This is a genomic window from Stenotrophomonas sp. LGBM10 (assembly GCF_046736075.1).
In the GTDB taxonomy this organism is placed as follows: domain Bacteria; phylum Pseudomonadota; class Gammaproteobacteria; order Xanthomonadales; family Xanthomonadaceae; genus Stenotrophomonas.
In genome coordinates, this window is record NZ_CP177163.1 from 3,879,042 (window position 1) to 3,904,119 (window position 25,078).

20 protein-coding genes, 6 tRNA genes and 1 pseudogene are annotated in these 25,078 nt (G+C 68.0%); 23 read left to right on the forward strand and 4 right to left on the reverse strand.

Annotated features, from left to right (window positions below):
- Window positions 1–11 precede the first annotated feature (11 nt).
- From ACLB90_RS16920 to ACLB90_RS16930, 3 genes are all read left to right on the forward strand, one after another.
- Entirely contained in the window at window positions 12–3,872 is a 3,861-nt protein-coding gene (locus ACLB90_RS16920; protein ID WP_411850556.1) for a pilus assembly protein, read from the forward strand.
- 12 nt (window positions 3,873–3,884) lie between these two features.
- On the forward strand, window positions 3,885–4,313 hold the full coding sequence (locus ACLB90_RS16925) for a type IV pilin protein (RefSeq protein WP_411850557.1): 429 nt from the start codon (window positions 3,885–3,887) through the stop codon (window positions 4,311–4,313).
- A 58-nt stretch (window positions 4,314–4,371) separates the two neighbouring features.
- Window positions 4,372–4,448 (forward strand) — tRNA-Asn (locus ACLB90_RS16930).
- A gap of 69 nt (window positions 4,449–4,517) precedes the next feature.
- On the opposite strand, the gene ACLB90_RS16935 is transcribed toward ACLB90_RS16930, so the two are convergent.
- Window positions 4,518–5,054, reverse strand: a complete 537-nt coding sequence (locus ACLB90_RS16935; RefSeq protein WP_411850558.1) for a GspH/FimT family pseudopilin — start codon at window positions 5,052–5,054, stop codon at window positions 4,518–4,520.
- A gap of 150 nt (window positions 5,055–5,204) precedes the next feature.
- On the opposite strand from ACLB90_RS16935, the gene uvrB reads away from it, so the two are divergent.
- From uvrB to ACLB90_RS17000, 13 genes and pseudogenes are all read left to right on the forward strand, one after another.
- Window positions 5,205–7,229 carry an excinuclease ABC subunit UvrB gene (gene uvrB / locus ACLB90_RS16940; protein WP_411850559.1) on the forward strand — a complete coding sequence of 675 codons (2,025 nt, stop codon included), beginning with the start codon at window positions 5,205–5,207 and terminating at the stop codon, window positions 7,227–7,229.
- 104 nt (window positions 7,230–7,333) lie between these two features.
- Window positions 7,334–7,408, forward strand: a tRNA-Val gene (locus tag ACLB90_RS16945).
- A gap of 215 nt (window positions 7,409–7,623) precedes the next feature.
- Window positions 7,624–10,136: pseudogene (locus tag ACLB90_RS16950) on the forward strand (DNA internalization-related competence protein ComEC/Rec2).
- A complete protein-coding gene (locus ACLB90_RS16955; RefSeq protein WP_411850560.1) occupies window positions 10,027–10,704 on the forward strand; it encodes a MotA/TolQ/ExbB proton channel family protein in 678 nt (225 codons plus the stop codon). The pseudogene ACLB90_RS16950 and the gene ACLB90_RS16955 overlap by 110 nt, the downstream one beginning before the upstream one ends.
- A gap of 3 nt (window positions 10,705–10,707) precedes the next feature.
- Complete coding sequence (locus tag ACLB90_RS16960; RefSeq protein ID WP_136006985.1) at window positions 10,708–11,130, forward strand: ExbD/TolR family protein; 423 nt, start codon at window positions 10,708–10,710, stop codon at window positions 11,128–11,130.
- Window positions 11,127–12,875 (forward strand): lipid A export permease/ATP-binding protein MsbA, encoded by a 1,749-nt coding sequence (gene msbA / locus ACLB90_RS16965; RefSeq protein ID WP_411850561.1) that lies wholly within the window; start codon window positions 11,127–11,129, stop codon window positions 12,873–12,875. The genes ACLB90_RS16960 and msbA overlap by 4 nt, the downstream gene beginning before the upstream one ends.
- The gene (lpxK, locus tag ACLB90_RS16970) at window positions 12,875–13,897 is read left to right on the forward strand and encodes a tetraacyldisaccharide 4'-kinase (RefSeq protein WP_411850562.1); all 1,023 of its coding nucleotides are present in this window, start codon (window positions 12,875–12,877) and stop codon (window positions 13,895–13,897) included. Before msbA ends, lpxK begins: the two co-directional genes overlap by 1 nt.
- A 91-nt stretch (window positions 13,898–13,988) precedes the next feature.
- Complete coding sequence (kdsB, locus tag ACLB90_RS16975) at window positions 13,989–14,762, forward strand: 3-deoxy-manno-octulosonate cytidylyltransferase (protein WP_411850563.1); 774 nt, start codon at window positions 13,989–13,991, stop codon at window positions 14,760–14,762.
- Window positions 14,759–15,247 carry a low molecular weight protein-tyrosine-phosphatase gene (locus ACLB90_RS16980; protein WP_411850564.1) on the forward strand — a complete coding sequence of 163 codons (489 nt, stop codon included), beginning with the start codon at window positions 14,759–14,761 and terminating at the stop codon, window positions 15,245–15,247. The genes kdsB and ACLB90_RS16980 overlap by 4 nt, the downstream gene beginning before the upstream one ends.
- Complete coding sequence (locus ACLB90_RS16985; protein WP_411850565.1) at window positions 15,244–16,659, forward strand: hypothetical protein; 1,416 nt, start codon at window positions 15,244–15,246, stop codon at window positions 16,657–16,659. Before ACLB90_RS16980 ends, ACLB90_RS16985 begins: the two co-directional genes overlap by 4 nt.
- Window positions 16,656–18,503, forward strand: a complete 1,848-nt coding sequence (gene uvrC, locus ACLB90_RS16990) for an excinuclease ABC subunit UvrC (RefSeq protein WP_411850566.1) — start codon at window positions 16,656–16,658, stop codon at window positions 18,501–18,503. Before ACLB90_RS16985 ends, uvrC begins: the two co-directional genes overlap by 4 nt.
- Window positions 18,504–18,512: 9 nt before the next feature.
- The gene (gene pgsA / locus ACLB90_RS16995) at window positions 18,513–19,136 is read left to right on the forward strand and encodes a CDP-diacylglycerol--glycerol-3-phosphate 3-phosphatidyltransferase (protein WP_411850567.1); all 624 of its coding nucleotides are present in this window, start codon (window positions 18,513–18,515) and stop codon (window positions 19,134–19,136) included.
- Window positions 19,137–19,182: 46 nt separating this feature from the next.
- Window positions 19,183–19,258: transfer RNA gene (locus ACLB90_RS17000), tRNA-Gly, on the forward strand.
- 100 nt (window positions 19,259–19,358) lie between these two features.
- On the opposite strand, the gene ACLB90_RS17005 is transcribed toward ACLB90_RS17000, so the two are convergent.
- Window positions 19,359–20,027, reverse strand: a complete 669-nt coding sequence (locus ACLB90_RS17005; protein ID WP_411850568.1) for a hypothetical protein — start codon at window positions 20,025–20,027, stop codon at window positions 19,359–19,361.
- 81 nt (window positions 20,028–20,108) lie between these two features.
- Here ACLB90_RS17005 and ACLB90_RS17010 point away from each other — a divergent pair, with 81 nt between their 5' ends.
- The 7 genes from ACLB90_RS17010 (at window position 20,109) to ACLB90_RS17040 (ending at window position 23,603) form a co-directional block, all read left to right on the forward strand.
- Entirely contained in the window at window positions 20,109–21,215 is a 1,107-nt protein-coding gene (locus tag ACLB90_RS17010) for an NAD(P)/FAD-dependent oxidoreductase (protein WP_411850569.1), read from the forward strand.
- A 158-nt stretch (window positions 21,216–21,373) separates the two neighbouring features.
- A tRNA-Gly gene (locus ACLB90_RS17015) sits at window positions 21,374–21,449 on the forward strand.
- Window positions 21,450–21,595: 146 nt separating this feature from the next.
- Window positions 21,596–21,671: transfer RNA gene (locus tag ACLB90_RS17020), tRNA-Gly, on the forward strand.
- A gap of 47 nt (window positions 21,672–21,718) precedes the next feature.
- Window positions 21,719–21,792: transfer RNA gene (locus tag ACLB90_RS17025), tRNA-Cys, on the forward strand.
- Window positions 21,793–21,896: 104 nt separating this feature from the next.
- Complete coding sequence (locus ACLB90_RS17030) at window positions 21,897–22,337, forward strand: hypothetical protein (protein WP_411850570.1); 441 nt, start codon at window positions 21,897–21,899, stop codon at window positions 22,335–22,337.
- 135 nt (window positions 22,338–22,472) lie between these two features.
- Window positions 22,473–22,922, forward strand: coding sequence for a BLUF domain-containing protein (locus ACLB90_RS17035; RefSeq protein WP_411850571.1), 450 nt, complete (start codon window positions 22,473–22,475; stop codon window positions 22,920–22,922).
- A gap of 435 nt (window positions 22,923–23,357) precedes the next feature.
- On the forward strand, window positions 23,358–23,603 hold the full coding sequence (locus tag ACLB90_RS17040) for a hypothetical protein (protein ID WP_136006325.1): 246 nt from the start codon (window positions 23,358–23,360) through the stop codon (window positions 23,601–23,603).
- A gap of 34 nt (window positions 23,604–23,637) precedes the next feature.
- Here ACLB90_RS17040 and ACLB90_RS17045 read toward each other — a convergent pair whose 3' ends face one another.
- Both ACLB90_RS17045 and ACLB90_RS17050 read right to left on the reverse strand, forming a co-directional pair.
- Window positions 23,638–24,735, reverse strand: a complete 1,098-nt coding sequence (locus tag ACLB90_RS17045; protein ID WP_411852784.1) for a 4Fe-4S dicluster domain-containing protein — start codon at window positions 24,733–24,735, stop codon at window positions 23,638–23,640.
- A 2-nt stretch (window positions 24,736–24,737) separates the two neighbouring features.
- Window positions 24,738–25,034, reverse strand: coding sequence for a hypothetical protein (locus ACLB90_RS17050; protein ID WP_411850572.1), 297 nt, complete (start codon window positions 25,032–25,034; stop codon window positions 24,738–24,740).
- Window positions 25,035–25,078: the final 44 nt, after the last annotated feature.

Below are 25,078 nucleotides of genomic sequence, written 5' to 3' on the forward strand. Positions count from 1 at the left end.
GGGCTGCCGGCATGATTTCCCGCAAACTCGGTATCACCGCAGGGGCAGGTGTGCTGCTGCTCGGTTCCGGCCTGTACTTCATGTACAGCCTGTTCGCCGCCCAGGGGCAGGGCGAACTCGCCACGGCGCCGCTGAATTCGGTCAGCTCGGCGCCGCCGGCGTTCATCATGGCGGTCGACGACTCCAACTCGATGACGTTCGAGCGCATCTTCGTCGGTGGCGACGGACGCATGCAATGGAACAGCAAAAACAGCAGTTTCTTCAGTTCCGCGGGTGTGTTCTACGACGTGGGCGCGAGCTGCCCCAACGGTGCGGTGGACTGCTTTGTCTACCTCTTCCCGCACAACGGCTACAACAGCAGCTACAGCACCGGGCGGGCGATTCCGCCGCTGGATGTGTTCGGCTTCGCGCGTTCGCCGACCTACAACGCCGGCTACTTCAATCCGGCGGTGAAATACGATCCGTGGCGCAAGTCCGATGGGGTGGGCGCTGCGAGCCTGTGGGCCGCCGCCGTGCCTGGCACCACCCGCGCGGATCCGCGCTCGGATTTCGCCACCGGTTACAACGTGACTTACAACATGGCGTCGTCGCGCGCCGTGTCGTCCGAGAGCTTCGGCATCGTGACCGGCATGACCCTGCCCAAGGGCACGGTCTATTACTCCGATGGCGAGATCTGCAATACCACCTACACCGTCGTCGTCAACAACCGCAACCAGACCTTCTCGAACAAGGATGGGTTGCCCGACGCGAAGAAGAAGTGGGTCGAGCTGGCCAGTGACTGGACAGCACCAACCAGCTGCCTGGTCCCGCTGCAGTACTTCCCGGCCACCTTCTATCTGCCATCGGAGGCGCCCGCACCGGCCGGCTACAAAACGGCCGACGCGAACCGGCCGGTCATCGCAAATGCCTGCGGCCCCAAATGCGATATGCGCCGCTATACGATCACGTCGGACAACTACGACAGCGGCTACGACGACGCGATCAAGAACTTCGCCAACTGGTTCCAGTATCACCGTAACCGCATCCTGTCGATGGTGGGCTCGTCCTCGCATGCGATGGGCGAGATCGAGAACATGCGGGTGGGTTACTTCACCATCAACAACCTGGTCGACGTGACCATGTACGACGTCAAGCTGCAGCGCGCCGAGCTGTACAAGAAGATCTACAGCCTGGGGCCAAACGGCGGCACACCCAACCGCGGGGCGGTGGATTTCCTCGGCAAGCAGTTCCGTCGCACCGATGCCGGCGCACCGGTCGCGCTGGCCTGCCAGCGCAACGGCGGCATGCTGTTCACCGACGGCTACACCAATACCACCAGTACAGTGCCCAAGGGCACCGACTACGGCAATGCCGATTCTTCCGGCACGACGCACTTCAGCGGTGCGCCGTTCGGGGATACCTACAAGAACACCATCGCCGACATCGCGGCGGCGTATTACGACGGGTCGCTGGTGCCGCTGCGGACCGATGCGAACTTCCCCGCCGGCCAGGTGCCGGTCAGCAAGCAGTGCCAGACGCTGGACAAGACCTCGCCGGACTGGAAGCGCCTGGACTGCCAGACCGACCTGCACATGAATTTCTACGGCGTCACGCTGGGCGCGCAGGGCAAGATCTATGAGGTCAACCAGGCGGCCACGAAGGATCCGTACACCAACGCGCCGAACTGGAACGCCAACGGCAACCCGATGGATTCGGACGACGGTCGCGTCATCGACGAACTGTGGCATGCCGCGATCAACACCCGCGGTGAGTTCATCAATGCCAAGACCCCGGCCGAAGTGACCGCCGCCATGCGCCGCGTGCTGTCGGCCGTGGCTGCCGGTTCGTCGCCGTCGGGCAGCATCGCGCTCACCGGTGCGCGCATCGGTGCCGGCTCGCTGACGGTGACCCCCACCTACGAAGTCGCCAATGAAGGTACCGACTGGTTCAGTCGTCTGGCGGCCAACCAGGTGACGGTGAATCCTTCCACCCGTGTGGCGGTGTACACCCCCATCTGGGAAGCCAGCAGCAAGTTCCCGCAGGCTGCCGCGCGCAAGATCTACTTTGCCGACGGGAGCGGCATCAGCGAGTTCAGCAGCCCCAAGGTCACCCTCGACCTGCTGTGCAGCACGCCGACCGACCGCTACCCGGGCATGAGCCGTTGCGACAGTGCTGGGCTTCAGGGTCTGGCCACGGACGCCTCTGCCACAGCGTATCTGCGCGGCGATACCAGCGGCGAGGTCCGCAACGGCGGCAAGCTGCGCGATCGCACTACGATCCTGGGCGACATCATCAATTCGTCGCCGCAGATCAGCGCCCCGATCGACGACTTCGGCTACAGCGCACTGCCCGGTACCGCGGGCGAGAACTACAATGCCTACCTGACGGCCAAGCTGAAGAACCGGTACATGGTCTATGTGGGCGCCAACGACGGCATGCTGCATGCCTTCGATGGCGGTCTGGATGCAGAAGGCAAGGCGGCCGGCAACGGCGGGCGCGAGGTGTTCGCCTACATTCCGGAGACGTCGGTAGGCCACATGGGCAACCTGCTCAAGCCCTACAACCCGCTCAATGCCAAGGACCAGGTCCCGCACCGTTACTTTGTCGACGGTCCGGTGACGGTGGGCGACAGCTTCTACGGTGGCGCCTGGCACACCACCCTGGTCGGTACCGCCGGTGCCGGTGGGCGAGGCGTGTTCGCGCTCGACGTGACCAAGCCGGACAATTTCGGTACCTCCGGCAGCCGCCTGTGGGAGATCAACGACATCTCCGGAGGTTCCTCGACGATCAGGGACAATATCGGCTTCGTGCTGGGCAAGCCGGTGATCGTGCCGTTCAAGTCGGGCAACACCGTGACCTGGAAAGCGATCTTCGGCAACGGCTACAACAGCAAAAGCGGCAAGGCCGTCCTGTTTGTGGTGGACATCGGTACCGGCACCCCGACCGTGCGCATGATCGAGGCCGCCGAGGGAGGCAACGGGGCGCCGTCGGGCGTCAACGGCCTGGGCAACATCGTGGTGCTGGACCGCAGGGACAATGGCAATTCGTCGCGCATGGTGCGCGATGGATTTGCCGATACCGTCTATGGCGCCGATGCGAACGGTGCGGTGTGGCGCTTTGACCTTCTGGAAAGCGCCAATCAGGTGAGTACGCCGGTGTTCACCACGCTGTCGCGCGTCGAGTCGAGGATGACCTACCGCCAGCCGATTCTCGGCGGCCTGATCGCCGCGTCGGGCGAGGGTGGCGGCGTGCTGTTGATGTTCGGCACCGGCAGCTTCTCGTTCGCCAATGACGTGGCTGATGAAACCACCCAGTCGCTGTATGCCTTCACCGATCGCTCCGGCGCCACCATCACGACCGTGACGCGCGCCAACCTGCAGCCATACGCGGTTCAAACGGGCACCGATGGTGTCTCGCGCTCGATGACGGTGGGAACCCGGCCCACCGGCCCGTTGGGGTGGTACATCGATCTGCCGAGGGGCGAACGCATGATCGGCTATCCGGACGTGGTCTCCGGCGTGTTGTTCATGCCGACCTATGCAGCCCTGCTCAACTCGACCGGCTGCAGCACCGTCGGCAAGAACTGGATCTTCGGTCTGGATGCCCGTTCCGGTGAGCCGGCGTTGTCGTCCGTCCGGTTGGGCTCGCCGGGCGGCAAGTCCTACGCGGCGGGCACCGCGGCGATCGCGCTGGATACCGGCGGCTCGGCACCGGTCAAGGACGTGGCGGTGTCGGTGGTGCCGCGCCTGCAGGCGCCCGCCAACCCGGGCGGCGGTGCCGCACCGCCTACCGTGCCGGGCAGCGGCTGTTGGATGGTGGTCAACGTGGCTGGCGCCCAGCCGATGTACCTGCCTTATCCCTGTGGTCGCCAATCCTGGCGCCAGATCCAGTAACGGAGACCGCACATGCGTTCGATGCTTTCCAACCGGCTCCGCGGCCATCGCCGCGGGGCCCTGGGCTTCACCCTGATCGAGCTGATGGTCACCGTGGCGGTGATCGCCATTCTCGCGGCCGTTGCGTATCCGTCCTATCAGGACCAGATCCGCAAATCGCGGCGTGCGCAGACCAAGGCCGACCTGGTCGAGTACAGTCAGATGGCCGAGCGTTTCCATACCGTCAACAACACCTATGCGGGGTTTGCACTGGGTGCGACCCAGACGCCGCGTGAAGGCGGGACGGCGTGGTATGCGCTCAGCATCGAGCGGGCCGCGAACACGTTCACCATCACTGCCACGCCCCAGGGCATGCAGGCCAAGGACAAGTGCGGCACGCTGACCATCAACCAGGCCAGCGTCAAGACGCCGGCCCAAGCGACGGTATCGGGCTGCTGGTAACGCGGAACGGGGTGGGGTGTTGCATCGTCACGCGGCAACCTCTAGAATTCGCCTCCCCGCCCGAATAGCTCAGCCGGTTAGAGCACTTGACTGTTAATCAGGGGGTCGTTGGTTCGAGTCCAACTTCGGGCGCCAGATTCTGCAGAAGCCGCGAGAAATCGCGGCTTTTGTCGTTTCCGGGCGTTGGCCCGGCAACGCCGGTGTTCAAGGGCAGGGTTCGCTGCTGCGGTACATCAGCGATCGCGCGCGTCCGGTATTGTTGACGATCACATCGCCCCGCCGCTCGCCCCGCACGCACAGGGCGATGGTGAGGTTGCTGCCCAGGCTGCGTCCGTTCGCGTCATAACGCAGGGTGGGGCGCCCGGAGGTGGCGGTGGCGTGGATGCCGCGGCCCCGCTGGCCCGGCTGGTAGTGCAGCACGTCGTCCGGCGTGGCCGGTTGATGCTGGTGGCGGCGGTCGTGGTAGATCAGCCAGCCTGTGCTCCAGTCCAGGCCGCATTGCCGCCCGTCGTTGCTTGCGCACACACTGACGGCATGGCGGCGGCTGATGGCCGTGCTGCGCGCAGTGGCGAATGCGGACAGCAGCTGCATGCGCACGGTGTCGACCCGGGTCCTGTCGAGCACGCCCTGCAGGCCGGGCAGGGCGAGTGTGGCCAGCACCCCCAGCAGAGCCAGCGTCAGCAGCAGCTGGACCAGGGAAACGCCTCCCACACGCAAGGGCGTACCGGGATCGGGGCGCATGGGACGTGTCCTGAACGGAGAGGTCTCGACAGTGCGCGGTTCGCGGGTCTCCCGGTATCGGCGCACGCCTCATCACCGGCTCGGCACACCCCTCAGCCAGCCGTCACCAGGGCCCCCGGTATACTGGAGGGCCCGGGCAGTGGCGGCACCATGAGCGATCGCTTTGAACTTGTATCCCCGTACTCGCCGGCCGGTGACCAGCCGGCGGCGATCGAGAAGCTGACGGCCAACTTCGAGGCAGGTGTTGCCAAGCAGACCCTGCTTGGCGTGACCGGCTCCGGCAAGACCTACACCATCGCCAACGTGATCCAGCAGGTGCAGAAGCCGACCCTGGTGATGGCGCCGAACAAGACCCTGGCCGCGCAGCTGTATGGTGAGTTCAAGGCGTTCTTTCCGCACAACGCGGTCGAGTACTTCGTCAGCTATTACGATTACTACCAGCCGGAAGCCTATGTGCCCTCGTCGGACACCTTCATCGAGAAGGACAGTTCGATCAACGAGCACATCGAGCAGATGCGTCTGGCGGCGACCAAGACCCTGCTTTCGCGCCCGGACGCGATCGTGGTGGCCACGGTGTCGGCGATCTATGGCCTGGGCGCGCCCGAGGACTACCTGTCGTTGCGCCTGATCCTGTCCAAGGGCGAGCGCATCGACCAGCGCGACCTGATCAACCACCTCACCCAGCTGCAGTACACGCGCAACGAGTACGAACTGCACCGCGGCACGTTCCGCGTGCGCGGCGAAGTGATCGATGTGTTCCCGGCCGAGTCGGACAGCGAAGCGGTGCGCATCGAGCTGTTCGATGGCGAGGTCGAGCAGATCAGCATGTTCGATCCGCTCACCGGTGAAAGCCTGCGCCGGTTGCAGCGCTACACCGTGTACCCCAAGACCCACTACGCCACCACGCGCGAACGGGTGCTGGCGGCGGTGGATACCATCAAGGCCGAGCTCAAGGTACGGCTGGAGCAGCTGTACGAACAGAACAAGCTGGTGGAGGCGCAGCGACTTGCCCAGCGCACCCAGTTCGATCTGGAAATGATGGCCGAGGTCGGGTTCTGCAACGGCATCGAGAACTACTCGCGGCATCTCACCGGCAAGGCGCCGGGCGAGCCGCCGCCGACGCTGTTCGATTATCTGCCGCCGGATGCGTTGCTGGTGATCGACGAGTCGCATGTGACCATTCCGCAGATCGGTGCGATGTTCAAGGGCGACCGTTCGCGCAAGGAAACGCTGGTGGAGTTCGGTTTTCGCCTGCCATCGGCGCTGGACAACCGCCCGCTGCGCTTCGAGGAATGGGAGGCGCGCTGCCCGCGCAGCATTTATGTGTCGGCCACGCCCGGACCGTACGAGCTGCGTGAAGCCGCGGACGAAATCACCGAACTGGTGGTGCGTCCGACCGGCCTGATCGATCCGGTGGTGGAGATCCGCCCGGTGGGAACGCAGGTTGACGACCTGATGAGCGAGGTCAACGAGCGCATCAAGCTGGGCGACCGCGTGCTGGTCACCACGCTGACCAAACGCATGGCCGAGAACCTGACCGAGTACCTCACCGAGCACGGCATCCGCGTGCGTTACCTGCACTCGGACATCGATACCGTCGAGCGCGTGGAGATCATCCGCGACCTGCGTCTGGGCAAGTTCGACGTGCTGGTGGGCATCAATCTGCTGCGCGAAGGCCTGGATATGCCCGAGGTATCGCTGGTGGCGATCCTCGACGCGGACAAGGAAGGCTTCCTGCGATCCACCGGTTCGCTGATCCAGACCATCGGCCGCGCCGCACGCAACCTGCGCGGCAAGGCGATCCTGTATGCCGACCGCATGACCCGTTCGATGCAGGCGGCCATCGACGAGACCGATCGTCGCCGCGCCAAGCAGGTGGAGTACAACGAACTGCATGGCATCGTGCCGAAGTCCGTCCTGCGCCCGATCACCGATGTGCTGGAAGGTGCGCGGTCGGAAGCGGCGGAGAAGGAGAGCCGTGGCAAGGGCAAAGGCAAGGGAGGGCGCATCGCCGAGGAGGCGGTGGATTACCGGACGCTCGAACCGGCGCAGATCGCCAAGCGCCTGCAGGTGCTGGAACAGAAGATGTACCAGCATGCGCGCGATCTGGAGTTCGAAGATGCGGCCCGCGTGCGTGACGAGATCCGCCAGTTGAAGGAGGCCAGCCTCGGCTGAACAACCCGTTGTGAAAATTCTTCACAAAAGTGTTGCTCTTCCCAAGCGACGTCCGTAATATACGCGGCCTGCACCGACGCATTCGCGGCAGCGCAGAACGAAACGGGCGGTTAGCTCAGCGGTAGAGCACTACCTTGACATGGTAGGGGTCACAGGTTCGAACCCTGTACCGCCCACCACTTAAGTACCTGAGCAATCAGAGGAAAAAGTGGATACGAACAAAGCCGGCCCTTGGGCCGGCTTTTTCGTTTTGGGTCGCCCGCAGCCGCTGCGGCGTCGTTGCCGATCATCGCATTGCACCGGGGGCTATCCCGACGCAGGCACGCCGCAGCGCCTGATGGCGGCAGCCATCACGCCGGCCGACGATGCTGATTCCGTCGCCTTGCCGATCCACATGCCACGCTCGTCCTTCGTCGTGTCCGCCGGCACCCTGCCGATGTTCGGCAAGGCCTGTGCCGCCAGCCTGCTGGGCGGCGTGTGCGCGGTCGTGTTCGCGCCGTGTCTGTTGCCGGCTGCGCTGGGGTGGTGCTGCATCGTGGTCGGGGCGTGCGCGTGGAGCGGGTGGCCGCGCGCGCGGTGGTGCGGCGCGTTGTTGCTGGGGGCGGGGTGGGCCGCGCTGCACGGCCACGCGGGGTTGGCCGCGCAGGTGCCGCCAGCGGCCGCGCCGGCCGAATACGCGTTGCGCGGGCGGGTGCTGGATCTGCCGTTGCACGGCGCGCGCAGCACCCGGTTCCGCTTCCGCATCGACGATGCGCCCGGCATGCCTGCATCCCTGCGCGGTCGCGAGGTCGTGCTGAGCTGGCACGATCCGGCGACGGCGCATGCGTCGCGCGGCCGTCATGCGCTGCGTGCCGGTGCGCGCTGGTCGCTGAGCGCCCGGCTCCGACCGCCGCGTGGCCTGCGCAATCCCGGCGGCTTCGATGCCGAACGTCACGCGTTGCTGCAGGGCGTGGCGGGCAATGGGTACGTCACAGCGTCGCAGCAGGCCCGCGCGCTGGGCGAGCCGACCGGCCTGCCGGCGTGGCGCGAGCGCATGGCGCAGGCCATCGTGGACCAGGTGCGCGGTGAGGGGCGCCGCTTCATACAGGCGCTCGCCCTTGGCGATACGCGCGGTTTGACCCCCCGTGACTGGGACGACCTGCGCGCGCTGGGCCTGACCCACCTGGTGGCGATCTCCGGATTCCACGTCGGCCTGGTCGCAGGCGTCGCGGCCTGGCTGGCGGCGCTGGTGTGGCGGCTGCTGCCGGGATTGGCGCGCTGCTGGCCGCGACCATTGGCCGCGGCGGTGGCGGCGGTGGCGGGCGCCGCACTGTATGCCGCCGTCGCGGGCTTCGCGCTGCCCACCGTTCGCACGGCGCTGATGATCGCCGTCGTCGCCGCAGCGCGCTGCGCCCGGCGCAGGGCCACGGTGGGGCAGGCGCTGGCGCTGGCGGCGCTGGCGGTGCTGCTGTTCGATCCGCTGTCGGTGCTTGCGCCGGGCTTCTGGTTGAGTTTCGCCGGCGTGCTGTGGCTGGTGTGGTGCCTGCCCGGCACGGACCGGCATTGGCTGGCCGCCTTCCTGGGCGCACAGGGCGTGGCGACGGTGGCGTTGCTGCCACTGACCGTGGCCTGGTTCGGGCAGGCCTCGCGCGCGGGCCCGCTGGTCAACCTGCTGGCCATTCCCTGGTGGAGCATGGTGGTGGTGCCGCTGGCGCTGCTCGGTACCGCGCTGGAGGCGCTGTACGGCGGTGCGGGGCGATGGCCGTGGCAGCTGGCCGCGTGGTGCTTCGACGCCAGCTGGTGGCTGTTTGGTCACGTCGCCGGGCGCCCGCTGGCGCTGTGGTGGCTGCCGCAGGCCGACCCGGCCGCGCTGGTGCTGGCCGTGGCGGGCGTGTTCTGGCTGCTGATGCCGCGCGGTGGCGGCGGCCGGCTGCCGGCACTGCTGCTGTGCCTGTCGTTGCTGTGGCCGGCGCGCCGGCTGCCGGCGGAGGGGGAGGTCGAACTGCTGGTGGTGGATACAGGGCAGGGGCTGGCCGCGCTGGTCCGCACCCGCGCGCATGCGCTGCTGTACGACGCCGGTCCGGCGGTACCGGGTTGCTTCGATGCCGGCGAGCGGGTGGTCGTGCCCACGTTGCATGCACTGGGCACGCCGGCGTTGAACCGGGTGCTGCTCAGTCACGGCGACCTGGACCATGTGGGGGGCCTGGCCGCCGTGCGGCGCGCGCACCCCGGCGTGCCGTTGATGGCCCCTGCGGGTGCGCTCCCGGTGCCGGCGGCGGCGTGCCGGCGCGGCGAGGGCTGGCGTTGGGACGGCGTCGACTTCCGGTTCCTGCATCCGCCGGCCGGGCAGGGTGGTCGTGGCAATGCCAGCAGTTGCGTGCTGCGCATCACCACGCCGTACGGGGCGATCCTGCTGCCGGGCGATATCGGTCGCCGCGAGGAGGCCGCACTGCTGGCGCATGACACCCCGGCCCTGGCGGCGCGGGTGGTGGTGGTGCCACACCACGGCAGCGCCGGATCCTCCTCGCCTGCCTGGGTGGATGCGGTGGCGCCGCAGCTGGCGCTGGTGTCGGCCGGGCATGGCAATCGATTCGGCCACCCACGGGCCGAGGTGGTGGCGCGCTGGCAGGCCCGGGGCGCCGAGGTGCTTACCACCGCCGACAGCGGCGCGCTGCGGGTGTGGCTGGGCCAGGAAGGCCTGCACGTGCGTGAACAGCGGGTTTTCCAGCCGCGTTGGTGGGATGCCGCGGAGCGGGCGCGGGCGACTGCTATCCTATCGACAGTCAAACAGGCGGCCGCAGGGCCAGAGGGTTGAAACGTGTGGGAACTGGTCAAGGCCGGTGGCTGGCCAATGGTGCCGCTGCTGCTGTTGGGCGTACTGGCTTTGGCGATCGTCCTGGAGCGTTTCTGGACCCTGCGTCGCAATGAGGTCCTGCCCCCGGGGCTGGGCCAGGAAGTGCGCAACTGGGCGGCGCGCGGCAAGCTCGATCCCGGTCACATCCAGTCCCTGCGGGCCAATTCGCCGCTGGGCGCGTTGCTGGCAGCGGCGCTGGAAGCCCGCAACCGCCCGCGCGACCAGATCCGCGAGCGCATCGAAGATGCGGGCCGTCACCTGGTGCATCGCATGGAGCGCTTCCTGAACGCCCTGGGCACCATCGCCTCGGCCGGACCGCTGCTGGGCCTGCTGGGCACGGTGGTCGGCATGATCCAGATGTTCCTGGGTATCCTCGACCACGGCGTGGGCGACGTGAACCAGCTGGCCGGCGGTATCGGCAAGGCGCTGGTCTGCACGGCCACCGGCATGATCGTGGCGATCCCGGCGCTGATGTTCCACCGCTACTTCAAGGGCCGCATCAACGGTTACGTGATCGAGATGGAACAGGAAGCCAGCGCGCTGCTGGATGCGCTTGATGCGCGTCCCGGCGTGATGACCGGTGCCGCCCGTCCGGCTGCCGCCACGCCGGCCGCGGGCACGCCCGTGACGGTCAAGGGCTGACGGATGCGTATCCGCAATGACCGGACCCAGGACGAGCCCCATATCGATCTGGTCCCGCTGATCGATGTGATCCTGGTCCTGATCATCTTCTTCGTGGTCACCACCACCTTCGATGCGCGTTCGACGCTGCAGGTGCAGCTGCCGACGGCCAGCCAGCAGAACAGCGCCGAGCCGCCGCGCGCGCTGAGCGTGCTGGTCAACGCGGAAGGGCGCTATTTCATCAACGACCAGGAAGTGCTGCGTACCGATGTCGAGTCGGTCAAGCAGACCATCGCCGCGGTCGCCGGCACCGATCGCGAGCAGACGGTCCTGCTGCGCGCCGATGCCCGTACTCCCTACCAGGCGGTCGTGACCGCCCAGGATGCGCTGGGCCAGCTTGGCTTCCGGCGCATCGCCATCGCAACGGCCCCCGAGGTGCGTCCATGAGCAGCAAACACGCGCCGGTCTGGCCGATCTACAAACGCCTGCTGGGCTACACCCGCGCCTACTGGGTGTTCATGGTCGCCGCCGTCATCGGCATGGTGGTCGAGGCCCTGGCCGGTTATCACTTCAGCAAGTTGATGGAACCGCTGGTCAACCGCGGCTTCGTCAACCCCGAGCCGCGCATGGCGGTGATTCTGCCGCTCACCATCCTCGGCCTGTTCGTGGCGCGCAGCGCGGCCACCTTTGTCAGCGACTATGCGCTGGCGCGCACCGGCCGCAGCGTGGTGCGCGACCTGCGCGAGCAGGTGCTGGAGAAGTACCTGCACCTGCCGTCGTCGCATTTCGATGCGGAGTCCACGCCGGTGATGGTCAGCCGGCTGAACTTCGATACCGAGCAGGTCACCCAGGCCAGCGCCGATGCGCTCAAGACCCTGGTGGCCGACACGCTGACCATCATCGCGATGCTGGTGGTGATGCTGCAGATGAGCGTCAAGGTGACGGTGGCGATGCTGGTGGTGGTGCCGCTGATCGGCGTGATCGTCTCGTTCGTGGGCAAGCGCTACCGGCGCATCAGCCGCGGCATCCAGGACGGCATGGGAACGATGGCGCAGACGGCCGAGCAGTCGCTGTCCGCACAGCAGGAAGTGAAGGTGCATGGCACCCAGGCGCATGAGATATCGCGCTATGCACGCCTGGCCAATCGCATGCTGGGCCTGAACATGAAGGTGGAAACCACCCGCGCGGCGGCGTCCAGCGTGGTCCAGTTCCTGGCCGCGCTGGCGTTGGCGGTGATCGTGTGGGTATCCACCCGCGAGGCACTGGCCGGACGCCTGAACGCCGGGCAGTTCATGGGCCTGATGATCTCCATGACCGCGATCATCCCGTCGCTGCGTCGCCTGACCAGCGTGCAGTCATCCATCGCGCGCGGTGTTTCGGCCGCTGAACGCCTGTTCTCCATCCTGGACATGCCGGTCGAGCGCGATCAGGGCCTCACGCGCGTCGGCCGCGTCAAGGGCGAGCTGTCGTTCGAGCACGTGATGCTGCGTTATCGCGAAGACACCGGGATCGCGCTGGACGACATCAGCTTTGTTGCCCGGCCGGGCACGGTCACCGCCATCGTCGGCCGCTCCGGCAGTGGCAAGACCAGCCTGATCCGGCTGGTGCCGCGCTTCTACGAACCCAGTGGTGGGCGCATCACCCTCGATGGCGTTGCGCTGGACGACTACCCGTTGGCCGACCTGCGCCGCCAGGTGGCGATGGTCGGGCAGAAAGTGATGCTGTTCGATGACACGGTGGGGGCCAACATCGCCTACGGAATGGACGCCACCGAGGCGCAGATCCGCGCGGCCGCCGAAGCCGCCAATGCGTGGGAGTTCATCGCGCGGATGCCGCAGCAGCTGCAGACGCCGGTGGGCGAGAACGGCGCGCTGCTGTCCGGTGGCCAGCGCCAGCGTCTGGCGATCGCCCGCGCGATCCTGCGCGATGCGCCGATCCTGATCCTGGACGAGGCCACCGCCGCGCTGGACAACGAATCCGAACGGCTGGTGCAGGATGCGCTGCAGCGCCTGATGCCCGAGCGCACCACGCTGGTGATCGCCCATCGCCTGTCCACCATCGAGCATGCCGACCAGGTGCTGGTGATGGATCACGGCCGCATCGTCGAGCGCGGCACCCACCAGGAGCTGCTGGCGCTGGGCGGGCTGTACGAGCACCTGCACAAAATGCAGTTCCGCGAAAGGCAGCCCTGATGGCCGGCAAGGGAACGCAGACGCCGTCGTACTGGTATGACGGCAGCCCGGTGCCGTTGCCGGCGCGCCTGCTCGCGCCCTTGTACGGCGGCGCGATCGCGCTGCGGCGGCTGCTCTACCGCCGGCGCTGGCTCAAGCGCCACAGCCTGCCGGTTCCGGTGATCGTGGTCGGCAACGTGACCGCCGGCGGCACCGGCAAGACGCCGCTGACCATCGTGCTGGTCAACCGCCTGCGCGAGGCCGGGTGGAAGCCCGGTGTCGCCAGCCGCGGCTACGGCCGCGACGAGGCCGCCACGCCGCGCTGGGTGGACGCCACGACCGCCACCGCCGTGGGGGGCGACGAACCGGTACTGATCGCGTGGAAGACCGGCGTGCCGGTCCGCGTGGATGCCGACCGCGTGGCCGCCGGCCGTGCGCTGGTCGAGGACGGCTGCGACATCATCGTCTGCGACGACGGCCTGCAGCACTACCGGCTGGCGCGCGACATCGAGATCGAGGTCGTCGATGCCCAGCGCCGCTATGGCAACGGACGGCTGATTCCGGCCGGTCCGCTGCGCGAGCCGGCCAGCCGTGCGCGCGACTGCGACTTCCGTGTGGTCAACATGGGCCAGGCCAGCGACGGCGCCGAGGCGCTGCCGGCCAGCGGCTTTGGCGAATGGCCGATGCAGCTGCACATCGACAGCGCCCAGCCATTGCAGGGCGGGCGGGCACGCACGCTGGCGCACTTCAGGGGCCAGCGCGTGCATGCGGTGGCCGGCATCGCGCACCCGCAGCGGTTCTTCGACATGCTGCGCGCGCAGGGCATCGGCGTGGTGCCGCATGCCTTCGCCGATCACCATGCGTACCAGGCGTCGGACCTGCGCTTCGGCAGCGAACTGCCGGTGCTGATGACCGAGAAGGACGCGGTGAAGTGCAAGGCCTTCGCCAACGAGTGGCACTTCGCGGTGCCGCTGGCAGCCGAGTTGCCGGCCGCGTTCTGGGTGAACCTGCTGGACCGGCTGGACAAACTCGGCAAGCGTTGACGGGCAGGGTGCCGGCTGCGGCACACTGCCCTCCATCATTCCGCCGGCCACGCGCCGGCTGTCCCGCATCGCCGCTGCGCAGAGGTTCTCCATGAGTGCTCCCATCGATTTCGTCGTCGCCATCCCCGCGCGCTACGCGTCCACCCGCCTGCCCGGCAAGCCACTGCGCCTGATCGGCGGGGAGCCGATGGTCCTGCGGGTGGCACAACGCGCGCTGCTGGCCGGCGCGCGCGAGGTGTGGGTCGCCACGGATGATGCGCGCATCGCTTCGGCACTGGCGGGGCTGGACGGCGTGCGCGTGGCGATGACCGCCGGCGATCATGTGTCGGGTACCGACCGCCTCGCCGAATGTGCCCAGCAGGCAGGCTGGGACGACGATACCGTGGTGGTCAACCTGCAGGGCGACGAGCCCTTCGCGCCCGCCGAGGGTATCCGCGCCGTGGCCGAGGCGCTGGTCTGCAGCGGTGCGGTGATGTCCACCCTGGCGACCCCCATCGAGGACGCTGACACGCTGTTCGACCCGAACGTGGTCAAGGTGGTGCGTCGCGGGAATCTCGATGCGCTGTACTTCAGCCGGGCGCCCATTCCGTGGCATCGCGACGCTTTCGCGCAGTCGCGGCAGACCCTCTCCGGACCGCACTGGCTGCGCCATATCGGCATCTACGGCTACCGCGCCGGGTTCCTGCGCCAGTTCGCCGCGCTGCCGCCGGGCACGCTGGAGCACCTGGAATCGCTCGAACAGCTGCGCGTACTGGAGGCTGGCCACCGGCTGACCGTCGCGTTGTCGCCGGCCGTTTTCCCGCCGGGCATCGACACGCCCGAGGACCTCGACCGCGCGGAGGCGTGGTGGAGCGCGCAGGCGTGAAGGTGTTGATGGTGTGCCTGGGCAACATCTGCCGCTCGCCGATGGCCGAGGGTGCGTTGCGCGCACGCCTGGCGATGTCGCCGCTGTCGGGCCGGGTCAGCGTGGACTCGGCCGGCACCGGCGACTGGCACGTTGGCGAGCCGCCGGATCGCCGTGCCATCGCCTGTGCCGCACGGCATGGCGTGGATATTGCGGGCCTGCGCGCGCGACAGCTGCAGCGCGGGGATTTCGACCGCTTCGACCACGTCTTCTGCGCCGATGCCAACAACCTGCGCGATGCCGCGCGGCTGGCCTCCGCCGCCGGGCAGGCACGCCTGTCGCTGTGGCTGCCGTGGGCCGGAATCGACACCCCGGCATCGATCCCGGACCCGTACACCGGTGGCGAGGATCATTTCGAGCAGGTCTGGGCCCTGGTCGACACGGCCGCCCAGGCGACCGTGGCACGACTGTTGCATGACGCCGACTCCGGCATAATCGGGGCATGAACGTCCAGCCCGTCCAGGATCTCCCCGAGTTCGCCACCTGGCTCAACGCCCCGCCGACCACCCTGGCCGAACTGCAGGGCCGGCCGGTGGTGCTTGCCTTCGTCAATGCCGCTTCGGTGTGGTGCGCGCAGCGCCTGGCCGAACTGGCGCAGTGGCAGTCGCGCAATCCCGGCAAACTGCAGCTGCTGGTGCTCCAGGTGCCGCGCTTCGACTGCGAACGTGATCCCGTGCAGTCGCTCAAGCTGCTGCGGCGCCAGGGCCTGACCGCACCGGCGCTGCTGGATGCGGACTGGGACGGCTGGCGGCGCTTCAACGTCACCGCGTGGCCCACGCTGGTGCTGCTGGATGCCCAGGGGCGCGAGCGCGAGCGCCTGGTCGGCCTCGGTGGTGAGCTGGAGCGCACCCTCAACGGGCTGTGCGAGGGGGCCACGCGGCCGTTCGACAACGAGCTCAACGTGCGCCTGGAACTGCATCCCGAGCCGCGCCTGCCGCTGTGTTTCCCGACCGGGCTGGCGGTGACCACCGAGCGCCTGTACATCGCCGACACCGGCCACCATCGTGTGCTCGAGTGCAGCCACGGCGGGAGGGTGCTGCGCCAGTTTGGGCTGGGCACCGCCGATTTCATGGACGGAGGTCCCGCAGAAGCCGCGTTCAACCGTCCGCAGGGTCTGGCCCTGGAGCGTGAGTGGCTGTATGTGGCCGACACCGGCAACCATGCGCTGCGCCGCATCCATTTGATTTCCGGCCAGGTCGACACGCTGTGCGGCACCGGCCGGCCAGGGGAGCCGACCGAGGGCCCCATCGCCGATCCGCGCCGCACCGCCCTGAACCATCCCCAGGGCCTGGCCGTGTCCGACAACCAGATCCACATCGGCATGGCCGGCGACAACCGCATCTGGAGCTACCACCTCGGCCAGCGCGCGCTGAGGTGGCGGGCCGGTTCGGGCGTCATCGAAGAGCGCGACGGCGGTGGACACATGTCCGCCTTCGCACAGCCCACTTCGCTGGCCGCCGTGCAGCAGGCGCTGTATGTGTGCGATGCGCTGGGGTCGTCGATCCGCGCGATGCAGCTGCATGGCGACCTGGTGCAGACCCTGGTCGGGCAGGGCATGTGGTCGTTCGGCGACGAGGATGGTCCGCGTGTCAGCGCGCGCCTGCAGTACCCGCAGGCGATCGCGCTGAGCCCGGATGCGCCGCTGCTGTGGATCGCCGATACCGGTAACGGGCGCCTGCGCACGCTGCGCCTGGGCGGCGGCGAGCTGAGCACGCTGGAGCTGCCGCGCCGCCTGCACGCACCGGCCGGGCTGGCACTGGGCGGCGGGGCGGTGTGGATCGCCGAGACCGATGCCCATGCCGTCCTGCGATTCGATCCGGTCAGTGGCGTTCTGAGCGACGTCCCGATCAGCGAATGACCGTTTCTTCCGCCCCCGCCTTCGACGGCAAGGCATTCGCGGCCCACCTGAGCACCGCCCCCGGCGTGTACCGCATGTATGCCGCCGACGACACGCTGCTGTACGTCGGCAAGGCGCGCGCGCTGCGCAACCGCGTGGGCAGCTATTTCAACGGCACGCCCAAGTCCACGCGGATCATGTCGATGCTGTCGCAGGTCGCGCGCATGGATGTGACTGTGACGCGCTCGGAGGCCGAGGCGCTGCTGCTGGAAAACCAGCTGATCAAGTCGCTGTCGCCGCGCTACAACGTCTCCCTGCGCGACGACAAGACCTACCCGCACGTGCTGCTGACCCGCGAGGACTGGCCGCGCATCGCGCTGCACCGGGGGCCGCGCGCAGTACCCGGGCGCTATTACGGCCCTTACCCGGGCGTGACCGCCGTGCGCGACACGCTCAACCTGATGCACAAGCTGTTCAAGCTGCGCAGCTGCGAGGACAGCGTGTTCCGCAACCGCTCGCGGCCCTGCCTGCAGTACCAGATCGGGCGCTGCAGCGCGCCGTGCGTGGACCTGGTGGCGGCTGACGACTACGCCGAGTCGGTGCGCCGCGCCTCGATGTTCCTGGAAGGCAAGAGCGACCAGCTCGCGCGCGAACTGGGCACGCAGATGCAGGCGGCCAGCGAGGCGCTGGAGTTCGAGCAGGCCGCGCGCCTGCGCGACCTCATCACCGCGCTGCGCAGCATGCAGACCCGCCAGTACGTGGACGGCCGCGCCGCCGACCTGGACGTGCTCGCCTGCGCCACGCAGGGCGCCAACGCCTGCGTGATGCTGCTGGCCTTCCGTGACGGCCGCAACCTGGGCACGCGGCCGTTCTATCCGCGCACCAACGGCGAGGAAAGCGCCGACGAGGTGCTCGGCGCGTTTGTTTCGCAGTACTACGCAGAACATTCGCCGCCCCGCGAGATCCTGCTCGACCGCGAAATTCCCGATGCCAGCCTGATCGAATCGGCGCTGTCGGCCTCGGCCGAACACAAGGTGCAGCTGCGCTGGAACGTGCGCGGCGAGCGCGCCGGCTATGTCGAACTGGCCAGCCGCAACGCGCAGATCACCCTGGTCAGCGAACTTACCAGCCGCAGCGCCCAGCACGCGCGCAGCGAAGACCTGCGGAAGATGCTGGGGCTGGCCGAGCAGGTCAAACGCGTGGAGTGTTTCGACATCAGCCACACGATGGGCGAGGCCACGGTGGCGTCGTGCGTGGTGTTCGATGCCAGCGGTCCGGTACGCAGCCAGTACCGCCGTTTCAACATCAGCGGCATCGAGCCGGGCGATGATTACGCCGCGATGCGCCAGGCCATCGACCGCCGCTTCCGCCGTGCGGTGGAAGAGGACGGCGTGCTGCCGGACCTGCTGTTGATCGATGGTGGCGCAGGCCAGCTGGGCCAGGCCCAGGCGGCCCTGGCCGATCTGGGCGTGGAAGGGGTGATGCTGGTCGGCGTGGCCAAGGGCGTGGAACGCAGGGCAGGGCACGAGGCGCTGGTCCTGCCGGACGGCCGCGAACTGCGCCCCGGCGCGGCGTCGCCGGCCCTCCAGTTCATCCAGCAGGTGCGCGATGAAGCCCATCGCTTCGCCATCACCGGCCACCGCGGCCGTCGCCAGAAGGCGCGGATGACCAGCAAGCTGGAGGATATCGCCGGTATCGGCCCGCGCCGCCGCGCCAGCCTGCTCAAGCATTTCGGCGGTCTGGTCGGCCTCAAAGCGGCCGGCGAGGCGGAAATCGCGAAAGTGGAGGGCATCAATGACGCCCTCGCTGCACGCATCTACGCTAACCTTCATGGACTGCCCACGCCCGACGCGGCGGGCGAGTAGAGAGACGCAATGAAGTTGACCCTCCCCACCTGGCTGACCCTGCTGCGGATCGTGATGATCCCGGTACTGGTGCTGGTGTTCTACCTCCCCTACAAGTGGACCAATTTCGCCTCCGCGGCGATCTTCGGCCTGGCGGCATTGACCGATTGGCTGGACGGCTGGATCGCGCGCCGCTACGACCTGGCCTCGGCGTTCGGCGCCTTCCTCGACCCGGTCGCGGACAAACTGATGGTGGCCGTGGCGCTGTTCCTGATCGTGCAGGGCCATCCCACGCCGTGGATGGCGTTCTGGGCGGCCGTGATAGTCGGCCGCGAAATCGCCGTGTCGGCGCTGCGCGAGTGGATGGCCGAGATCGGCCAGCGTGCCAAGGTGCGCGTCGCTCTGATCGGCAAGATCAAGACCACCGCGCAGATGGTGGCATTGCTGTGCCTGCTGTACTCGGTGGCGCCGCATACGCCGATGCGCGAGATATGGATGGGCGAAGTGGTGTTCCACATCGGCGACTGGACGCTGGCGATCGCTGCCGTGCTGACGCTGTTCTCGGGCCTGCAGTACCTGCATGCGGCCTGGCCGAGCCTGCGTGAAGACGAACGTGCCGCGCGTGAAAGCGCCAAGGCAAAAAAGAATGGCTGAGGGCTGTTGACAGCACCGCGTTTGGCTGTAGAATTTCGCCTCCCAAGCGGGAATAGCTCAGTTGGTAGAGCGCAACCTTGCCAAGGTTGAGGTCGCGAGTTCGAGTCTCGTTTCCCGCTCCAGATATCGGTTTTCAAGGCGATTCATCGCACTGGACACCAACAGAAAAAGCGACCGGAAGGTCGCTTTTTCTGTTTCTGCCGTTGGCTTTGACAGGCACCCTTACGGCGTCGTGCGCGACGCCGCAGCGCAATCGTCCTCCAGCCTCAGGCGTTCGTCATCAATGCCCACGCAGCGCTGGACGAGCGTGTCCTCCTGGAGGGCCGCAAAGCTCATCAGCCACGGTGCCGGCAGAGGATGGAACGCACTGGCGGGGCCGTCGGCCAGATCGATGGCCATGTCGATCGAATCCAGGCAGCTCTGCAGCATCACGAGGTCGAGTTGGACCAGCGCGCCGTTGCGCACCGCAAGCAGCAACAGCCCATCTTCCTGACCCGCGCCGCAGTAGCCCATCGGCATGCCGGGACGCGACGCGGCGCTGATGAACAGCACCAGGCTGGTGTCCGGCTCGGTCGCGGTGGCGTGGCGGCCCACCGCGAACAGCGTGTCCGAACGGGTCAGCGCATCGCGCAGTGTCGGATTTACCCGCAGAACGGTCGTGCCCGCAGCGGACAGCAGCTGGGCGCTGCCGGTGGCACCGTCGATGCGCAGGCGTGCACCGCTGCCGTCCGCCAGTGGCAGGCTGAGGGGCGGCGGTGCAGCCAAGGCAGGGCAGCAGGCACCTGCCGCGGCCACGGCGGTGCACAGGCCCAGTAGCCGGGTGAGAAGGCGTTTCATGGCGCGGATTGTCACATGGGGGCCATGCGGCCCGCTGCGGGCGTGTCGCTTCATACCCGCTTCACCGGTACTTCATGGCCGCTCCGCCGGCGACCTCGATCCTGCACATCTCGCCTGCGCAGGACCACGCCACCAATGCAAACCGCTTCTTCCGCCGACGACTGGGACCTGGTCGTGGTCGGCGCCAGCTTTGCCGGCGCAGCCTGCGCGCTGGCGGCTGCCCAGTACGGCCTGCGTGTGTGCGTACTCGAGCGCAAGGCCGATCCCGGTGCGCGCCTGCATACCACCGGGATCATCGTGAAGGAGGCGATCGAGCAGACCTGGCTGCGACGCGTGCCCGATGCACTGATGCAGCGGGTGGAGCACGTGCGTATGTATGCCCCGTGCCTGCGCAGCGTGCTGCTGGCCGCGCCGGGCTATTACTTCATGACCACCGATACGCCGAACCTGCTGCGCTGGCTGGCCAGCGAACTGCGTGCCAGCGGGGTGGCGCTGCGCCTGGGTCAGTCGTTCACCCATGCGCGGCGCGAGGGCGTGGGCTGGCAGGTGGAGGGCGTGGGGCGCACCCGCTATCTGGTCGGTGCCGACGGCGCCACCTCGCGCGTGGCGGAGCGCACCGGGCTGGGCCGGGTGCGGGACCATCTCTATGGCGTGGAGCAGGAGTTTGCCGGCGTGGTGTTGCCCGAGGCCGGCGCGCTGCACTGTTTTGCGAGCCGGCGCTTCGCGCCCGGCTACATCGGCTGGGTCGCGCAGAACCCGACCGGCGTGCAGGTCGGGCTGGCACTGCGCCACGATCCCGCGCGGGCGCGGCAGCCGGACCGGGACGGCTTCCTGGCGCACGTCCGCGACGTGGTCGGCCTGCCCGCCACCGCCCAGGCCAGCGCTACCCGCGCCGGCCTGGTGCCGTGCGGGCTGCCGGACGGCCCGATCACCGCGCCCGGCGTGATCCTGACCGGCGACGCGGCCGGCATCGTCTCGCCGCTGTCGGCCGGCGGCATTCATTCCTCGTGGCGGCATGGATGGACCGTGGGCGATGCAGTCGCGCTGCATCTGCGCGGGCAGGGGCCGGCAGCGGAGGGCGTTGCCGCCGGCGCAGCACCGCGGTTCCGGGCCAAGCGGGTTCTGCGCTGGGCGATGGACCATCTGCAGATGGACTGGCCGCTGGATCTGGCCCTGCAGTCGGGTGTGATGCGGCGGGTGGCCGAACAGATCTATTTCCATCGACGCGGCATGCGCGTGTGAGGGCGGTTCACGGTGAACGCGGCCATTCCACACCGGCTGAACAAGCATGTTGACGGCGTGAAGGAATCCCGACACAATAGCGCTCCTTCGACGCAGGTCGAGGGGCCGGCAGCCTCCAACACCCCCGGGTGTGATGCGGTCGGGGCAGGCGAAAGTCTGCGGGAATAGCTCAGTTGGTAGAGCGCAACCTTGCCAAGGTTGAGGTCGCGAGTTCGAGTCTCGTTTCCCGCTCCATATTTCGACAGGGCCCCCTTGGGGCCTTGTTTTTCTCCGCGATGGCACGCGGGCATCCTGAGCGGCCCGGTCGTTGCGGATGTGAAATAAAGTGTGAAAAGGCTGGTGTGTTACTCGCGGTTTCGGTAACATATGCGCCTGATTTTGCGGGAATAGCTCAGTTGGTAGAGCGCAACCTTGCCAAGGTTGAGGTCGCGAGTTCGAGTCTCGTTTCCCGCTCCAAATCCTGACCAGGCCCCGTTCTCGGGGTCTTGTCATATAGGGTCACCGGCCTGGTGGCAGAGTGGTCATGCAGCGGACTGCAAATCCGCGTACGCCGGTTCAATTCCGACCCAGGCCTCCATCTTGATTCAAACGATCAGCCCGCCAAAAGCGGGCTTTTTGTTGTCTGCGCGATGCGTACAGGTTGTACGCTCAGGGGCACCACGCGTTGAACAGGAGTGCTGCATGGGTGTGCTGGACATCATGGTTGCCCTGGCTGTTGCCGGCCTGTCGATGCCAGCCGGCGCTTCGGGCGGTGCTGAACGCCCCACGCCGCGCTACGAAATTTCCGTCGAACGCCTGCAGGTTGCCGCGGCTACGGGGAAATCGGCGGGCGATGTGCTGTCCGACAACAACCTGAAGGCGCAGCTCGAATCACGGCTTGGCGACACCGACGTGGTGCGCGCGATCGTTGGCGATGCGGTACTGGCCGAGATGGTGGAGGCCAGCCATGTCCCGACCTACACGCCAGACCGTGACGGGCGCACCGTGCTCACCGTGCGGCTGATTCTGGACGACCGCAGTTCGCTCGACTTCCGCCTGCCGGTTCGCAGAACCACCGCTGACGCGCTTGAGGACACCGCACGTACCGCAGGCGGCGCGCGCATCGCCCCGGGCGCGCAGTAGCCTGCGCGCGTCTTCCCGTGCTCCGTGTGCGCAGGGCTTTGCCGATCCTGTCGGTATGAACGCTTCAGACGCCGCCTGCTTCCCGTGGCGGGAATCGTGCCAGCATGATGCTCTGCTTCAACCTGGATACACCCGATGCCCCTGCGTGCGATCGCCTATGTCAGTGAGGCACGTTCCGACCTCTCCACCGCTGCGCTGGAGACACTGGTCGAGGACGCCACACGCTTCAATGGCGTGGCCGGGGTCACCGGCGTGCTGCTGTACGACGGCGGCCGCTTCCTGCAGTACTTCGAAGGGCCCGATGACGGTGTGTCGGCGGTGTACGAACGGGTGCTGCAGGCGCGCAGCCATGAGCACCTGGTTGAACTTGCGCGCGGCCACGTCTCCAGCCGTGCCTTTCCGTACTGGGGCATGCGCTGGCTCGGTGTCGAGCCCAGTCTGATCCGGCAGTTGAGTACCGGCGACTGGCTGGGGTTCGCACACCACCTGCATCAGGGCCCTGCGGTGACCGCCGGCATGGGGCTGCTGGTGCAGGTCGTCGCACCGCACGTGCCGCCGTCGCTGCTGGATCAGTACGCGCGGTAGTGCACGGACGGTGGCAGCGCGCCCGCAGATTCGTCCGTGTCCGATGGAGCATGTGCCTGCCGGCCGGTAGCGTATCCCCGTCGGCGCACCATCCCATGCGCCGGCCTCCGGCGCGCATCCGACTCTCCCTGGTCGCTCCCTGCGCGTGACGCCCCGCTGGGCATCGTCGTGACCGGACCTTCTGCGTTGGCCGCCCGTACCGTGGCGGCGTGGGCCACGGGGCTGACATACCGCTGTCAACGATCAGGGGAGATGATGGCGCTGGGCTGACGGATCATCCTGAACGGTTCAGGCGTATTGCTGCGGGGACTGTCGCGGCCATTGACGTGGCGCGAAGACCGTGCAAGCTTGGGGTGAACCAGGGGTGAAACGTACGTCTACGGCGCAATCACGCGGTTTATCGACACCACGCAGGGCAAGTCCACCGGAGGTCGTATGCAATACGGCGCACATGGCTTGGCTGAGGGAGTGCGGACCGAGTTGGAAGCCAGCTATGTGAAACATGGCTGCGGTCCGGAATTCTGGACGACGTACCAGCGGGTGCTCGACCGCCTGGTGCCACAGGGCACCTCGCGTACGCGGGTGACCAACGAACTGGCCCTGATCATCGAACAACTGGGTATCGTGCGTCGCGCACAGATGGTGCCGCCGCGCAGCCCGGGGCGCCCGCGCGCACGTTGACCACCGGACGGGGGAGTCCGGAGCGCAGGGGAACTCACCACCATTGCCAACCGATGCAGAGCAGCGCCACCAGGCATGCGCTCGCCGCGAGCGTGCGCGGACGCCACCAGCGCGGCCGCTGCTGCAGGGCGCGACGCGGGCTCACGTAGCGGATCAGTCCCTGCGGGAACCGCCACTCGCGCATCTGCCGGTTGCAGGCATCCACGCAGGCGCCACAGGCGATGCAGTCGGGTTGCGGACCGGAGCGGATGTCCAGCCCCATCGGGCAGGCGCGCACGCATGCGGCGCAGTCCATGCAGTCGCCGAGCCGGTCGGCGCTGAAGTGCGGCATCGGGCCGGCGATGTCGGCATGCGCGGCGCGGAAGGCGTAGTCGCTGGCGCTGACCGGGTCGAGCAGGCCGCGGCCGCGTTCGATCACGCCGCCCTGGCCGGGCAGCCGGGGACCCCGCGGTTCGCCGCGGCGCGCGTCGTACTGCATGCGCGGGGTGTCGTCGTCGCAGAACACCGCGTGCACCCGCGCGTACGGGCACAGATGGCGGCACACCTGTTCGCGCAGGAAGCCCGCATTGCCCCAGGTGGCAAGCGCATAGAACAGCACCCAGAACCGCTCCCAGCTGCTCCATGCGGGCTGCCACAGCGTGGCGACCAGCGTATCGACAGGGGTGAAGAAGCCCACGAAGGTGATGCCGGTCCATAGCGCCACGGCCGCCCACAACACGTGCCGGATCACCCGCGCGGCCCCAGGCCAGGGCACCGCGCGTGCGGTGGCGCGGTCGATCCAGCCGAACAGGCGGCTCCACAGTGTCTGCGGGCACCCGTACCCGCACCACAGCCGGCCGCCGACGTTGGTCAGCAGCACCAGGCCGGTGGCCAGCACCGCCAGCGCGCCCAGCACCACCCAGGCGTCCTGCGGCCACAGCGTCACGCCGAACAGATCGAAACGCCGTGCAGGCAGGTCCAGCAGCAGCGCCTGGCTGCCGCGCCAGCGCAGCCACGGCAGGGCATAGAAGATCGCCAGCAGCGCCAGCGACAACAGCGGCCGCCAGCGCAGCGGTGCACGCCGACGGCCGGGATGGGCAGGCGCCGGAGCCGGTGCCGCGTCCACCAAGTGCAGGGGAACCCGTCGCGGCATGTTCATCCCAGCGGCAGATCGTCGTCGTCGCGGCGCGGCGGCCGCAGCAGGAAGCCAGTCAGCGTGCTGGCGGCGGCGGTCACCCCCCAGAACATGAAGAAGCCGACGGTATAACCCAGTTCGCGGCTGATCGCATGCTGGGGAAAGCTGATCTCGCGCAGCCGCAGCGGGTCCACGAAGGCGAAGAACACCAGGCTGGCCAGGCCCGCAGCGATGAAGCTGGGCCACAGCACGGCACCCCAGTGCTGGATCAGCCGTTGCCGGCGGGCGGGGTCGGGCGAGTCGTGCGGATCGTACATTGCGGCCCCGGTCAGGAGAGAGGGGCAGGGCGCGTCTATACTTC